Consider the following 14,864-nt stretch of genomic DNA (forward strand, 5'->3'; position numbering starts at 1 on the left):
AACACCCGTTCTGGCGGGCCGGTTGTTTCCGGCCCGCCATTTTTTAGGGTCTGGCAGGTGGGAAACAGATGAGCATCAACGAACACAAGCCGGTTACGCCGATTGAGTGGCTCATCCCGCTGGCCTTTAGTTTCGTCTTCGGATGGGTGGTCTGGCACGGGCCAGCCTACATCCTCGATTTCGGCCCCGAAAACGGCCAGCTTGCAGCGCAATTCGCGCGCACCGACATCACACCCAACATACCCCCGCTGTTCGAGTTCGGCGATATCATCGACTACGTGGCGCTCATTCTGTCCCCTGTCCTGTTTATCTTTGGCGTCATGACCGTGCGCCGGGCGCCAATGGAATACCAAAGCGGGCACGTGATCGACCGCGGCTCCGTGTTTATCGGGCGGGTCACCATGATGCTGGTGGTCCTGCTCACTTCGGTGATGATCTACGAGGTCGTGCTGCGCTACGTTTTCGAAAAACCGACCATCTGGGCAAACGAGCTATCGCTCTGGTTGGCAGGCTTTGTGTTCCTGTGCGCCGGGCTTTACGCCATGCAGCAGCGCAGCCATATCCGGATTTTTCTGCTCTACGACATGATGCCCCGAACCGTGCAAAGGGTGTGTGACATCGTCTCTACCCTGCTGATCATAGCCTTCGCGTTCTTCCTGTTCTACGGCGGCTACGGCGAGGCAACAGCCAAGTTCATGCGGTGGGAAACCTTCGGCACGGCCTTCGATCCGCCCATTCCGGCCACATTGAAGCCCGCGGTGCTGCTGCTGGTCTGGCTCGTGGCAATTCAGGCGGTAATCAACCTGATCACCGACTGGAACCAAGAGCCGGTGCTCCACACTGCCGCCGACGATATTGACCCCGACGAGATCGAGCGGCTGAAAAAGGCCGTCGGCTCCGAGGGCGTGGGTGACATGGACGTCACCCGCAGCGCTATACAACACGGCAAGGCAGGGCAGGGCTGATGGATATTGGAACGATCTCAATGGTGCTGCTGCTGGGCCTGATGGTCCTGCTGGCCATCGGCATGCCGCTGGGCTTCGCGTCGGCCATCCTCGCCGTGCTGGTGTTGGTGATGAAGTTCGAGCCGACGCTGCTGTCCAACCCGTTCACCTTCGGCGAGGGCGTCCTGACAGGACGACCCGGCTCCGGCCCGCTGAACATTCTGGCGCAGAAAATATACGGGCTTTTAACGGATTACGTCCTCATATCCATCCCGCTGTTTATCTTCATGGCCGCGCTGCTGGAACGTTCCGGCATCGCCAAGGATATGTATTCCTCGCTCAACGTCTGGCTGAACCGCACCCGCGGCGGCATTGCCATCGTCACCTCGATTATGGCCGTGATCATGGCCGCAATGTCCGGCATCATCGGCGGCGAGGTGGTTCTGCTGGGCCTGATCGCGCTGCCGCAAATGCTGCGCTTGGGCTACAACCAGAACCTTGCCATCGGCACGATTTGCGCGTCGGGGTGCCTTGGCACCATGATCCCGCCCTCCATCGTACTGATTATCTACGGGTTGATCACGGAGACGTCGATCAAGGCGCTGTTCACCGCGTCTTTCCTGCCGGGCTTCATGCTGGCGTCGTTCATCATCATCTACATTATTATCCGCACGCAGCTGAATCCCTCTCACGCGCCGCTTCCCGAGCCGGTCGAGGGCGAGCCGCAGGGCCGCGAGAAGCTGATGCTGTTCCTCGCCTTCCTGTCGCGGTTGGTCAGCGGCTTCGCCATCTTCTTTTTCCTGCGTGTGTTGTTCTTCGAGTTCTCCGGCCAGAACGCCTCCAACACCGGCGCCGACATACGCTTCGGCACCATGGACTACGCCCCGTGGTTCGGCGGTGCGGTCGTGATAACGCTGCTGCTGAGCTACTTCGTCTTCGGCCGCGAGCGGTCGCGTCTGGGCTGGAAAATGGGCAAGGGCCTCGTGCCGCCGATCATCATCATCGGCGTGGTTCTGGGCTCGATCTATATGGGCATCACCGGCATCACCGAAGCCGCAGGCATGGGCGCGGTCGCCGTGTTGGTCATGTCTGCCCTGCGCGGCGAGGCGTCGTTCGATCTGGTCTGGGACTCGCTGATGCGCACGCTCAAATCCACCGGCACGATCATCTGGGTGACCATCGGCGCTGCGGCCCTCGCAGGCGCCTACACCATCGCGGGCGGGCCGGTCTTCGTGGCGGACCTCGTGGTCGGCTCCGACCTGCCCAGCATGGGCATCATCCTCATGATGATGCTGATCCTGTTGTTCATGGGCGCGTTCATGGATTGGGTCGGCATCGTGCTGCTCATCATCCCCGTGTTCCTGCCCATCGTGCAGCGCCTGCCGCTGGAGGAGATTGGCCTGCTGGGCGAGTTGAACCCGCGCCATGTGGCGATCTGGTTCGGGGTGGTGTTCTGTATGAACATGCAGGTCAGCTTCCTGTCGCCCCCCTTCGGTCCCGCCGCCTTCTATCTCAAGTCGGTTGCGCCCGCGCATATCTCGCTGACGGATATCTTCAAAGGCTTCCTGCCCTTTATCTGCATCCAGCTTGTGGCGCTGTCGGTGCTGTTGATCTACCCGCCCATCGTCTCAATCCTGTTGCCATAGGAGAGGTTTATGCTCAGCCCCGACCAGATCGCCGCGTTCACTCGGGATGGCTATCTGGTCGTCCCCGACGTGGTGCCGCAAGATGTGCTGGACCGCGTGCGGGCGGAATACGCAGCGCTTCTGGATGACCTCTATGCAGCATGGGGTTTGCCTGCGGCGGCCAGTTTCGAGGACAAGCTCGTCACCGCCTACCGCGCGGGCCGCGACTGGTTCCAGCCGATGGATATATCGCTGCCCGGCGACCGCATCGAAGCCGACACGCCCATGCATTTCGGCCCCGCCGTGTTCGAGATGGCGACGCATCCCCGTCTGCTGGACATGGTCGAGGACCTGATCGGGCCGGAGATCACCTCCAACCCGATCCAGCACGTGCGCATCAAGCCCCCCGCGACCGAGTTGAACGACGATGAGGTGCGCGCGCATATCACCTCCACCGACTGGCATCAGGACCGCGCGGTGGCACTGGAGGAGGCGGATGAGACCGACATGGTCACCGTCTGGCTCGCCGTCACCGACGCCACCATCGAGAACGGCTGCCTGAAAGTGCAGCCTTTCAACGGCCCGCAAGACATTCTGCCCCATTGCCCGAAAAAGCAGACCGCCATCGCCGACGCGTTCATCAACGAGGATGGCGCGGTGCCTTTGCCCGTGCCATCCGGCGGCGCAGTTCTGTTCCACCCGCTGGTCCCGCACGCATCCTTGCCAAATACCTCGCAAGGAATCCGCTGGTCTTTCGATCTGCGCTTCAACAAAACGGGCCAGCCCACCGGCCGCAGCCATTTCCCCGATTTCATAGCCCGCTCCCGCGCGCGGCCCGAGACCGAGTTGCATGACTGGAAAGCATGGCGCAGCATGTGGGAAGACGCCCGCGCACGCCTTGCCGCCGAGCCTCATATCGACATTCACCGCTGGACCTCCGACGCGCCCTATTGCGCCTGAAAGTAGACCCCATGAAAGACACCATCCGCCTAGATGCAGACGACAATGTCGTCACCGCCACCCGTGCCTTGGAAGCGGGGGCGTCCGTCGAGGACGTCACCACCACCGGCCTGATCCCGTCGGGCCACAAGATCGCCACCCGCGCCATCGCCAAGGGCGAGCAGATCCGCAAATACGCGCAGATGATCGGCGTGGCGTCGCAAGACATCGCGGCGGGCGATCATGTTCACACCCACAATTGCGACTTCGTGCCGACCGCGCAAAACTACGAGTTCGGCACCGACATGCGCCCCGTCACGCCCGCGACGGGCGACACCTTCATGGGCTACCGCCGCGACAATGGCTCCGTGGGCACGCGCAACTACATCGCCATCGTCACCTCGGTAAATTGCTCCGCCACCGCCGCGCGGCGCATCTCTGATTACTTCACGCCCGAGCGCTTGAAAGACTACCCTAATGTCGACGGCGTCTGCGCCTTCGTGCACGGCACCGGTTGCGGCATGGCGGGCGACGGCGACGGGTTCGAGGCTTTGCAGCGGGTCATGTGGGGCTATGCCCGCCATCCGAACCACGCGGGCGTGCTGATGGTCGGGCTGGGCTGCGAGATGAACCAGATCGACTGGCTGCTGGACGCCTACGGGCTGAAGCAATCGGAGACGTTTCAGGTGATGAACATTCAAGGCGTCGCGGGCCTGCAAAAGACCATTGAACTGGGCATCAAGAAGGTCGAGGCGATGCTGCCCATTGCCAATCAGGCGACGCGCAGCGAGTGTCCCGTCTCCGAGCTGAAAGTCGCCCTGCAATGCGGCGGCTCGGATGCGTGGTCCGGCGTCACGGCGAACCCGGCTTTGGGCTACGCTTGCGACCTGCTCGCGGCCCAGGGCGGCACCGGTGTGCTGGCCGAAACGCCCGAGATTTACGGCGCCGAACATTTGCTGACCCGCCGCGCGGTCTCGCCGGAAGTGGGGCAAAAACTCATCGGCCTGATCGAGTGGTGGAAGGACTACACCGAGCGCAACAAAGGCTCCATGGACAACAACCCAAGCCCCGGCAACAAGAAAGGCGGGCTGACCACGATCCTTGAAAAGTCGCTGGGCGCGGCGGCCAAGGGCGGCACCTCGCCGCTGACCGGCGTCTATAAATACGCCGAACCTGTGACCGCCAAAGGGTTCACCTTCATGGACAGCCCCGGCTACGATCCGGCCTCCGTCACGGGGCAAATTGCGGGCGGCTGTCAGGTAGTGGTGTTCACCACCGGACGCGGCTCCGCCTTCGGGTCCAAGCCCAGCCCGACCATCAAGGTGTCGACCAATACCGAGATGTATAAGCGCATGACCGACGACATGGACGTCAACGCGGGCGACATGCTGACCGCTGGGGTGTCGTTGGAGGAAAAAGGCCGTGAGATTTACGACCTGATCCTGCGCGTGGCGTCGGGCGAGGTCTCCAAATCCGAGGCGCAGGGCTTGGGCGACTTCGAGTTTGTGCCATGGCAGATCGGCGCGGTCATGTAATGCGGCTGCTGGTTGCGGGCATAGGTCTGATCGGCGCGCGGCATCTGGCGCATGCGCTGGAGATGCCGAAGGTCGACGTGGTCGGCGTCATCGACCCGCAACTGACGCAAAGCCATGTGCCGCATTTCGACAGTATCGACGCGGTGGATGTGGACGCCGATGCTATCCTGATCGCTACGCCCTCGCATCTGCACGCCGACCACGGGGAACAGGCGGCGGCGCGGGGGTGGCATATGCTCATCGAAAAACCCGTGGCCCATTCGCTGGACGCCGCCGACCGCATCGTCGCGGCGGCGGAGCAGGCAGGGGTGCAGACTTTGGTGGGCCACCATCGCCGCCACCATGCGGCTGTTGCCAAGCTGAAAGCGTTGCTCGGCGCGGGCACGATTGGCACGCCGGTGTTGGCGTCGATGATCTGGGCGGTGAAAAAGCCCGATCCCTATTTCGAGGTTCCGTGGAGGGCAGGCCCGGACGGCTCGCCCGTTTTGATAAACCTCGTCCACGAGGTCGACCTGCTGCGCTATCTGTTTGGCGAGGTAACCTCGGTGCAAGGCATAGGCTCGAACACTCAGCGCGGGGCGGCGCGGGTGGAAAGCGGCGCGGCGCTTCTTGGCTTCGAGGGCGGGCTGGCGGCGAGCATCAGCTTTGCCGACACCACGGCATCGCCAGACAGTTTCGAGGCCGGGACGGGCGAAAACCCCAACATCGCCACGACGGGTGAGGACTACCTGCGAATCTGCGGCACCGGGGGCGCAATCGCCTTCCCGTCGCTGACTGTCTGGTCGGGGGCGGTGGACTGGTCGCAAGAGCCCCAACGCGCGGAGCATGGCGTGACCCCCAATGTGCCGCTGGTTGCGCAGCTGGAGCATTTTGCGAAGGTCTGTGCCGGAGACGCAGCGCCTCTGGTTTGCGCGCTGGAAGGGCGCAAAACGCTTGAGGTGACGCTGGCGATTGAAGCGGCGGTCGCGCCTGACCGCGAGCGGCTGACCTCGCCTGCGGCCTCGGCCCACCCGCCCGCGCCATCCCGTTCAACCGCCTAGAAAGGAGACGACATGAGTTTCGAGACCCTGACCCAAGCGCAAAAGGACTTCTACGACGAAGAGGGCTATCTGATCCTCGAAAAGCGCATTCCCGATGACATCATGGCCAATCTGCATGCGGAGATCGCCAAGTACCAGGAACAGGCCAAAAGCCTGACCGAGAGCACCGACCAGATTGATCTGGAGGACAGCCACACGCCGGAAACCCCGCGCGTCAGGCGCATCAAGCTGCCGCACACGCATAACAAGGTGATGCGCGATCTGATGTATTCCGACCTGATCCTCGCCCCGGCGCGCGACCTGATCGGGCCGGATCTGCGGCTGCACACAACCAAGCTGAACATGAAATCCGCGGGCTTCGGCGCGGCGGTGGAGTGGCATCAGGACTTCGCCTTCTACCCGCACACCAATGACGACGTGCTGGCGATTGCGGTGATCCTTGACGACATGGACAGCGAGAACGGTCCTTTGATGGTCTTTCCGGGATCGCACAAACACAAGATCTACGACCACCATGTCGACGGGGTATTTGCAGGCGCGATGGACCTTGCGGCCTGCGGCTTTGACATGAAAGATGCGGTGGAGTTGAAGGGGCCTGCGGGCTCGGTGTCGATCCATCACGGGCGGATCGTGCATGGCTCGTCGCTCAATAAATCCACGCAGGACCGCCGCCTGCTGTTCTACGAGATGATGGCGGCGGATGCGTTCCCGATCATGGGCTCGATGACCCGCTGGAGCGACATCAAGGAGTATAACGAACGGATGCTCTGCGGTGAGCCGACGCTGGAGCCGCGCGTGCAAAGCATCGGCGCGCGTATTCCTGCACCGCTGCCGACGGACAACTTCACCATTTACGAAATCCAGAAGCGCCTTCACGCCCGGTCGTTCGAGGTCGCCAAGTGAGCATAGCCGTCATCGGTCGCGGCCTTTGGGGTGCAGCGGCGGCGCGGCATCTGGCGATGGCGGGGCAGAACGTGACGCTGATCGGCCCGCCCGAGCCGCGCGACAAGCGTGGTCACGAAGGCGTGTTCGGCTCGCATTACGACGAGGGGCGGATCACCCGCAAGAACGCGCTGGACGAATACTGGGTCGGTGTGTCCACGGCGGCGATTGACCGCTACGGCGAGATCGAGCGCCAAAGCGGCATCCGCTTTTACACGGAAACTGGTGCCGTGATGGCGGGAGGCGAGGAGTTCATGGCCCGTGTGGATGTGGGACGGCTGAAGCACAATGTTCCATGCGACGCGCTGGACCACCAAGCGCTGGCGGCGCGGTTCCCGTTCTTCCGCTTTCCCGACCATTTCACCGGCTACCACGAGTCCACACGGGCTGGCCATGTCAGCCCGCGCAATCTGGTCGCGGCCCAAACGAAGGCGGCGCATTGCTTCGGGGCGGCATTGCTGGAGGAAACGGTCACGGGGCTGGAGGAGCGCCGCGATCATGTAGAGGTGACCACCGATCAGGACCGCCACCGCTTCGACCAGGTTCTGGTCGCCGCTGGCTACAACACCGACACGGTTCTGGCGCGTGCGCCAAAGCTGGACGTCTACGCGCGTACAGTCGCGTTTTTCGAGGTGAGCGAGGCCGAGGCGGCTCGCCTAAGCACCATGCCGACGCTGGTCTATGACACGCCGGAAGACCCGTATTTGCTGCCTCCGATCCGCTATCCTGACGGCAAGCTCTACATCAAGCTGGGCGGCGACCCGGAGGATGTGCCATTGGTCGGCCAGGAAGATATCGGCGACTGGTTCCGCTCGGGCGGCAACCCGCAGGTGCGCGACCATCTGCATGGAATGATCCGCCAACTGATGCCCGATCTGGACATTCGAGCGGTGAGCATGGAGGCCTGCGTGACCTCGTGGACGAAAGACCGCCTGCCCGAAATTGGCCGATTGTCCGACCGCGTGGCGGTCTGCACTGGCGGCAACGGGGCAGGGGCGAAGTGTAGTGACGAAACAGGCCGACTTGGCGCGGCTTTGATACTGGAAAAAACAGGAGAAACAGCATGAGCAAAATCGGATTTATCGGCCTTGGCCTGATGGGCGGCGCAATGGTGGGACGTTTGCAGGACAAGGGCCACGATCTGGTGGTCTTGGGCAACCGCGACCGCACCTATATCGACGCCGCCCTGAGCCGTGGCGCGACCGAGGCGGGCACCGCAAAAGAGGTGGCCGAAGCCTGCGATATCATCATGCTCTGCATGGGCACCTCCGATCAGGTGGAAGGCCGGATGCGCGGTGCGGACGGTGTCATCGCAGGTTTGAAACCCGGTGCGGTGGTGATCGACTTTGGCACCTCGCTGCCTGCGTCCACCAAGGCTCTGGGCGAGGAGGTCGCGGCCGCAGGTGGGGCCTATCTGGACGCGCCGCTGGGGCGCACGCCGTCCCACGCCAAGGACGGGTTGCTCAATATCATGTGCGCGGGCGACAAGGCGGCGTTCGACAAGGTCAAACCCGTGCTGGACGATCTGGGCGAAAACGTCTTCCATCTGGGCGCGCTTGGCTCAGGCCACACGATCAAGCTCATCAACAACTTCTTCGGCATGACCGTGGCCAACGCCATGGCCGAGGCGTTCGCCATGGCGGATGTGCAAGGCGTGGACCGAAAGGCGCTCTATGACGTGATGAGCGCGGGGCCGCTGCATTCCGGCATGATGGATTTCGTCAAGGGCTACGGCGTGGATGGTGACCCGAACCAGCTGGCCTTCGCGATCAAGAACGCGGCGAAGGATGTCGGGTATTACGCGCAGATGGCAGATGACGCCGGGGTGGATTCGATCATGTCGAAATGCACCCTGAGCGCGTTGCAGACCGCCCGCGACGAAGGGCGCGGCGACGACATGGTGTCCCAGATGCTCGACTTCTACGTCGCGAAATTGAAACCGTAGCCCATGAGCCGCGTCGCTGTTCCAGCGCTGGAAGATCGCGCAACCCTTGGCATCGGAATGATGCTGGCGGCGTGGCTGTTTTTTTCGATGATCGACACTTCGGTGAAGTGGTTGGTGCTGGCGGGGCTGCCCGCGTTGCAGCTGGCCTTCATGCGCTATGTTGGGCATTTCGTCATCTCCACCTGGGCCGTGGCGCGCGGCGGCATGGATGTGGAGCGCTTCAAGACCGACCGCCTTGGGTTGGTCCTGTTTCGCGCCTTTTTGCTGACCTCGTCGACCGCGTTGAACTTCATCGCGCTGTTCTATCTGCCGCTGACGGTCACCGCGTCGATCATGTTCACCTCACCCATTCTGGTGTGCCTGCTCGGTTGGCCACTATTGGGCGAACGCGCGGGGCCATGGCGTATCTTCGGTATCCTGCTGGGCTTCGTCGGCGTGCTGGTGGTGATGCGACCCTTCGGGGCGGAGTTCCACTGGGCCATGCTTCTGTCGCTTAACAACGCGCTGGCGATGGCGCTGTATTCGATCCTGACGCGCAAGCTGTCGGGGGTGGTGTCGACCGAGATCATGCAGTTCTATATGGGGCTGTTCGGCACGGTGGTCTTGCTGCCCACGGCGATATACACATGGACCAACCCGACGACCGCGCTGGACTGGGTGCTGTTGTTCCTGCTGGGCTTTTTCGGCTGGGCAGGTCACGAGCTGCTGACCCGCGCCCACCGCTTCGCCACGGCCAACACACTGATGCCCTATGCGTATTTCTTCCTGCTGTTCCTGTCGATTTCCAGCTACCTGATCTGGGGCCATATCCCCGACGCGGCAACGCTGATCGGGGCGGCGATCATCATCGCTTCCGGCCTGCTGATCTGGATGCGCACACGCAAGCGCGCGGTGCTGCGCACGCCGCCGGGGGTCTAGCAACGCACGCAGGGTTAACGCGGTCTCAACGGCTGGGGCGTAGAACCGCTTTCGACGTCACAAGAGTGGTTTACAAGGATCCTGCCAGCCGGCCGCGACCAGCATGGGCAGCGGGACATCCTTTCAGATCGCGCGATTATTGACCGGAGGCGGCGAAAGCCAAACCCGGACGGGATGCAGGGGTAAAACCCTGTCCGGCAGCACACCACGCTTCGGCGGCGCCGCCACCCTTACTACTTCCCAGCCAGAGCATTTGCCCACCTTCGATGGTTTCATACCAGCTCGGGGGCTTGTGCCGTTGGCGTCTTTATGCGCCCCGAGGCGCCGAACCCCGCTTGACCACGCCCTTGGCTTGGCATAGTCAAACGCCACGGCGCGGGTATGGTGAAATGGTATCATAAGAGCCTTCCAAGCTTAAGGTGCGGGTTCGATTCCCGCTACCCGCTCCAGACCTTCCTAAAGATCGCCGGACTTGATGCGCAGCCGCTCAGGTGCCATTGATTGGCGTGCGCAGAAGCGAAAGGCCGGTCTGATGAAATCCCTTGTTCTGGAACGTAAAGATGCGCTGTCGCTGCGCGACTTTCCCGAAATTTCCCGCGCCGAAGAGGCGCTTGGCCCCCGCGACGTGCGCGTCAAGCTGCACACGGTCGGGATTTGCGGCTCCGACGTGCACTATTACACCCATGGCCGCATTGGTCCGTTCGTGGTCAACGCGCCGATGATCCTTGGCCATGAGGCCTCCGGTACGGTGATCGAGGTGGGTGCGGAGGTCACGACGCTGAAGGAAGGCGACCGCGTTTGCATGGAGCCGGGCATCCCCGACCCCAACAGCCGCGCCACCCGTTTGGGCATGTATAACGTAGACCCCGCCGTGCGCTTCTGGGCCACGCCGCCGGTCCACGGCATCCTGCGCCCGACCTGTGTGCATCCGGAGGCGTTTACCTACAAGTTGCCCGACAATGTCAGCTTTGCAGAGGCCGCGATGGTCGAGCCGCTGGCCGTCGGCGTCCACGCCGCCACCAAGGCACGGGTGAAACCGGGCGATGTTGCGGTCGTCATGGGGGCGGGGCCGATTGGCTTGGTTACGGCGCTGTCAGCGCTCGCCGCTGGCTGTGCGCGGGTCTATGTCAGCGACCTGTCCGACGCAAAGCTGGAAATTGCCGCCTCCCTGAGCCAGGCAATCACGCCGGTCAATATCCGGTCGGAAAATCTGGTTGAGACGGTGCAGCGCGAGACCGACGGCTGGGGCGCGGATATCGTGTTCGAGGCCACGGGAAGCCCGCAAGCCGCCGCGCAGGTGTTCGAGCCGCTTGCACCCGGCGGTTGCGTCGTGATGATCGGCGGCCAGCCAGACCCGATCAGCTATGACGCAGGCGCGGCGATGGTGCGCGAAGCGCGGGTGGAGAACATCTTCCGCTATGCCCATGTGTTCCCCCGCTGCGTCGGCATGCTTGCCAGCGGGGCCATCGACGTCAAACCGCTGATTACGCGGACGTTCAGTTTCGACGATAGTGTGCATGCCTTTGAGGTGGCCGCGTCGGCCCCTGCGGGCGATGTGAAGATGCAGATCGAACTGCCGCAATGAAGGTGTGACATGGGCCCGAGTCCTGCGGCGGTGATCTTTGATCTTGATGGCTGTCTTGTGGATAGCGAGCCGCTGGTGATCCGCGCAATTGTCGAGGAGTTGCGTGCCGAAGGGCTGGACACACTCGCCTTCGACGACATTCGCGCGGGGTTTCTGGGTATGCCGATGCCCGCGATCTGGGATGCGGCGGCACAAGGCACCGGACGCCCCATCCCGGACGACTTCATCACCCGCGTCGACACGCGCCTGTGCGATGCGTTCGTAGGCCGGTTGCAGAGGATTGACGGCGTGCTGGGTATGCTCGACGCCTTGGCCGAACGCGGCGTTGCGATTGCGATTGCCACGGGCGGCTCGATCCAGCGGATGACGCAGGCGCTGGCGGTCAGCGGTTTGTCGGCGCGATTCGAGGGCAGGGCATTCAGCGCCAATCAGGTGGCACGCGGCAAGCCCGCGCCGGACCTGTTCCTGTTCGCCGCGGATCGCCTAGGCGTCGCCCCGACCGACTGCGCTGTGTTGGAGGATTCGCCACATGGGGTTGCGGGCGGCGTGGCTGCAGGGATGCGCGTGGCTGGCTTCACCGGCGGCTCGCATCTGGACGGCATGCGCGACGCTCACACGCAGCTTTTGCGCGATAAGGGGGCGGCCACGGTGGCCACCGATATGGACGGGGTTCTTTCGGCTTTGTGGGTGGAAAAGCAATGACGTATCTCGGCTTCGATCTCGGCACCTCCGGTCTGCGGGCGTTGCTGGTGGACGCGGACGGCGCGACCATTGGCGCGGCAGAACGGCACTACGAGGCGATGCACCCGCATTCAGGCTGGTCCGAGCAGGACCCGGCGCATTGGATCACGGCGCTGGAAGGCGCGGTGGCGGAGCTGCGGGCGGCGCATCCTGAGTTTGCCTCCCTCAAGGGCATCGGTGTGGCAGGCCACATGCACGGCGCGACGCTGTTGGACGAAGCGGGTAGGGTGCTGCGTCCGTGCATTTTGTGGAACGACACGCGGTCCTCGAAAGAGGCCGCGCGGCTGGATGGCGCCGCGCAGGTACGCGAGTTATCGGGCAATATCGTCTTTCCGGGCTTCACCGCCCCCAAGCTTGATTGGGTCCGCACCCACGAGCCGACGGTTTTCGCCAAGACCGCCCGCGTGCTGCTGCCCGCCGCCTACCTCAACTACTACCTGACTGGAGACTACGTGGCCGACATGTCCGACAGCGCGGGCACTGCATGGCTCGACGTGGGCAAACGCGACTGGTCGGATCACCTGCTGAAGGCCGGCCACATGCGCCGCGATCAGATGCCGAGGCTGGTGGAAGGGTCGGAACCTGCGGGTTTGTTGCGCGATGATCTTGCGTCGAAATGGGGTGTGTCGGACGTGACGATTGCGGGCGGTGCTGGCGACAACGCCGCCGCCGCTTGTGGGATCGGCGCGATGGACGAGGGGCAGGGTTTCGTGTCGTTGGGCACCTCCGGCGTGGTGTTGGCGGCGCGGGACGGCTACCGCCCTGCGCCGGAAACAGCGCTGCACACCTTTTGCCATGCGGTGCCGGATCGCTGGTACCAGATGGGGGTGATGCTGTCGGCCACGGACAGCCTGAACTGGCTGGCGCGGATAACCGGAACCTCGCCTAAAGAACTGACGGCGGACTTGGGCGAGGAGCTGCAAAAGCCCGGCTCAGTGAGCTTCCTGCCCTATCTGTCCGGTGAGCGCACACCACATAACGACGCGAACATTCGAGGCAGCTTTACAGGGCTGTCAGCAGGGACCACGCGCGACGACATGACTCGCGCGGTGCTGGAAGGCGTGGCGTTCGGGCTGCGCGACAGCTTCGAGGCGCTGAAGGTCAGCGGCGCGTCTCTCGACCAGCTGATCGCCATCGGCGGCGGCACCGGCTCGCGCTACTGGCTGCGCGTGATCGCGACGGTGCTGGGCGTGCCGTTGGCGTTACCTGCGGGCGGTGAGTTCGGGGCTGCGCTGGGAGGCGCACGGTTGGGGATGGCGGCAACGGGAATGCCTCTCGCCCAGATCGTGACCGCGCCGGAAATTCGTGAGGTGATCCAGCCGGACCGTGCGTTGCAGGCGGAGTATGACGCGGCCTACCAAGCCTTCCGCGCGGCCTATCAGTTGATCCGTCAGGCGCAGTAGCCGCCGCGCGTTTGCGGCGTGCGGATGCCCAGAATGCTGCCTGCGACCTGCGTGCGCAGGATCTGCGCGGTGCCGCCGCCGATGGTGAACATGCGCACGTCGCGATACATCCGCTCCAACGGCTCCTCCGCGCCGTAGCCCCGTGCGCCGAACATTTGCAGCGCGTCGTTGACCACCTTGATCGCCGCCTCGGACGCGAACAGCTTTGCCCGCGCTGCCATGGCGATGTCGGGGAAGGGGGACCCGTTCGGGCCACGCGATTGCGCGGACTCGTGCAGCATCAACCGCGACGCGTGGACAGATGCGTCCATATCCGCCAGCATCCATTGCAAGCCTTGGAATTCCGCCAGAGTGCGGCCGAATTGTTCACGCTCCAGCAGGTAGCGTTTGGCATGGTCGAGCGCGCCTGCGGCGACGCCCATGGCGATGGTGCCCGCGCCGACGCGCTGGCTGTTATAGGCGTTCATCAGGTCCGCAAAGCCGCGCTTGAAGCCCGACGGCGGGCGCAGCACATGGGCGTCTTCGATGAACACCTCGTCGAATTTCAAAGTCGTCTCCGGCATGCCGCACAGGCCCATGGTGCGCTCGCGGCTGACGACGGTGAAACCGTCATGGTCCATGCCGTTCTCTGGGTCTTGGCACATGATGAAGCCGCCGATGCCCTGCTCCTCGCCTGCCTTGTCCAGCACGCGGGCAAAGACCAGATGCAGCTTGGAGACCCCGCCGCCGGTGATCCAGTGCTTGGTGCCGTTCAGCACGTAGCCCCCATCCACGCGCCGCGCGGTGGTGGTCATCTGGGTGGCCGCACTGCCCGCATCCGGCTCGCTGATGCAGATCGCGGGCTTGTCGCCTGCCAGCACGTAAGGCGCGACGAATTCTTTTTGCGCCTCGGTTCCGTATGCCATGATCGCGCTGATGCCGCCCATATTGGCCTCGACCACGATGCGGGCGGTCAGGGTGCAGGCTTTGGCCAGCTCCTCGACCACGATCACGGTGTCCAGCCATGACGCGCCTTGGCCGCCGTAACGGGTCGGCAGGGTCATGCCCATCAGGCCCGCGTTTGTCAGATCGGCGATGTTGTCCCAGCAATAGGTCCGCTCCTGATCCCACTTCGCGGCGCGGGGGGCGAATTTGGTGGTAAGATCGCGCGCGATGGCGCGAAAGGATTCGGAGGACGATGTGTGTTTCATGCCGCGAGTGTGAGGTCTATGCTTTTCCAAAACAATCTAATAAGAATGAAATCTAAG

The 14,864-nt window shown here is 63.5% G+C and carries 13 protein-coding genes and 1 tRNA gene; 13 read left to right on the forward strand and 1 reads right to left on the reverse strand.

Going from position 1 to position 14,864, the window contains the following annotated elements:
• Positions 1-68: 68 nt before the first annotated feature.
• The 13 genes from THALAR_RS10875 to xylB all read left to right on the forward strand — a co-directional run bounded on the left by THALAR_RS10875 (position 69) and on the right by xylB (position 13,617).
• Positions 69-965: a TRAP transporter small permease subunit gene (locus THALAR_RS10875; RefSeq protein WP_021101607.1), complete on the forward strand. Its 897-nt coding sequence runs from the start codon at positions 69-71 to the stop codon at positions 963-965.
• Positions 965-2,590, forward strand: coding sequence for a TRAP transporter large permease (locus tag THALAR_RS10880; protein ID WP_021101608.1), 1,626 nt, complete (start codon positions 965-967; stop codon positions 2,588-2,590). Before THALAR_RS10875 ends, THALAR_RS10880 begins: the two co-directional genes overlap by 1 nt.
• Positions 2,591-2,599: 9 nt before the next feature.
• The gene (locus THALAR_RS10885) at positions 2,600-3,529 is read left to right on the forward strand and encodes a phytanoyl-CoA dioxygenase family protein (protein WP_021101609.1); all 930 of its coding nucleotides are present in this window, start codon (positions 2,600-2,602) and stop codon (positions 3,527-3,529) included.
• 11 nt (positions 3,530-3,540) lie between these two features.
• Entirely contained in the window at positions 3,541-5,043 is a 1,503-nt protein-coding gene (locus tag THALAR_RS10890; RefSeq protein ID WP_021101610.1) for a UxaA family hydrolase, read from the forward strand.
• Positions 5,043-6,083, forward strand: coding sequence for a Gfo/Idh/MocA family protein (locus tag THALAR_RS10895; protein WP_021101611.1), 1,041 nt, complete (start codon positions 5,043-5,045; stop codon positions 6,081-6,083). Before THALAR_RS10890 ends, THALAR_RS10895 begins: the two co-directional genes overlap by 1 nt.
• Positions 6,084-6,095: 12 nt before the next feature.
• Positions 6,096-6,986, forward strand: coding sequence for a phytanoyl-CoA dioxygenase family protein (locus THALAR_RS10900; protein ID WP_021101612.1), 891 nt, complete (start codon positions 6,096-6,098; stop codon positions 6,984-6,986).
• A complete protein-coding gene (locus tag THALAR_RS10905; RefSeq protein ID WP_021101613.1) occupies positions 6,983-8,092 on the forward strand; it encodes an NAD(P)/FAD-dependent oxidoreductase in 1,110 nt (369 codons plus the stop codon). The genes THALAR_RS10900 and THALAR_RS10905 overlap by 4 nt, the downstream gene beginning before the upstream one ends.
• On the forward strand, positions 8,089-8,970 hold the full coding sequence (locus THALAR_RS10910; protein ID WP_021101614.1) for an NAD(P)-dependent oxidoreductase: 882 nt from the start codon (positions 8,089-8,091) through the stop codon (positions 8,968-8,970). The genes THALAR_RS10905 and THALAR_RS10910 overlap by 4 nt, the downstream gene beginning before the upstream one ends.
• Positions 8,971-8,973: 3 nt before the next feature.
• Positions 8,974-9,888, forward strand: a complete 915-nt coding sequence (locus THALAR_RS10915) for a DMT family transporter (protein ID WP_021101615.1) — start codon at positions 8,974-8,976, stop codon at positions 9,886-9,888.
• A gap of 375 nt (positions 9,889-10,263) precedes the next feature.
• Positions 10,264-10,337 (forward strand) — tRNA-Gly (locus THALAR_RS10920).
• Between the two features lie 83 nt (positions 10,338-10,420).
• Entirely contained in the window at positions 10,421-11,473 is a 1,053-nt protein-coding gene (locus THALAR_RS10925) for an NAD(P)-dependent alcohol dehydrogenase (RefSeq protein WP_040818524.1), read from the forward strand.
• 9 nt (positions 11,474-11,482) lie between these two features.
• Positions 11,483-12,175, forward strand: a complete 693-nt coding sequence (locus tag THALAR_RS10930; protein WP_021101617.1) for an HAD family hydrolase — start codon at positions 11,483-11,485, stop codon at positions 12,173-12,175.
• The gene (xylB, locus tag THALAR_RS10935; protein WP_021101618.1) at positions 12,172-13,617 is read left to right on the forward strand and encodes a xylulokinase; all 1,446 of its coding nucleotides are present in this window, start codon (positions 12,172-12,174) and stop codon (positions 13,615-13,617) included. Before THALAR_RS10930 ends, xylB begins: the two co-directional genes overlap by 4 nt.
• Here the strand turns inward: xylB and acdA are convergent.
• Entirely contained in the window at positions 13,605-14,807 is a 1,203-nt protein-coding gene (gene acdA / locus THALAR_RS10940; RefSeq protein ID WP_021101619.1) for a 3-sulfinopropanoyl-CoA desulfinase, read from the reverse strand. The genes xylB and acdA overlap by 13 nt on opposite strands.
• Positions 14,808-14,864 lie beyond the last annotated feature (57 nt).

The sequence above is a fragment of the Litoreibacter arenae DSM 19593 genome (assembly GCF_000442275.2).
Taxonomy (GTDB): Bacteria; Pseudomonadota; Alphaproteobacteria; order Rhodobacterales; family Rhodobacteraceae; genus Litoreibacter; species Litoreibacter arenae.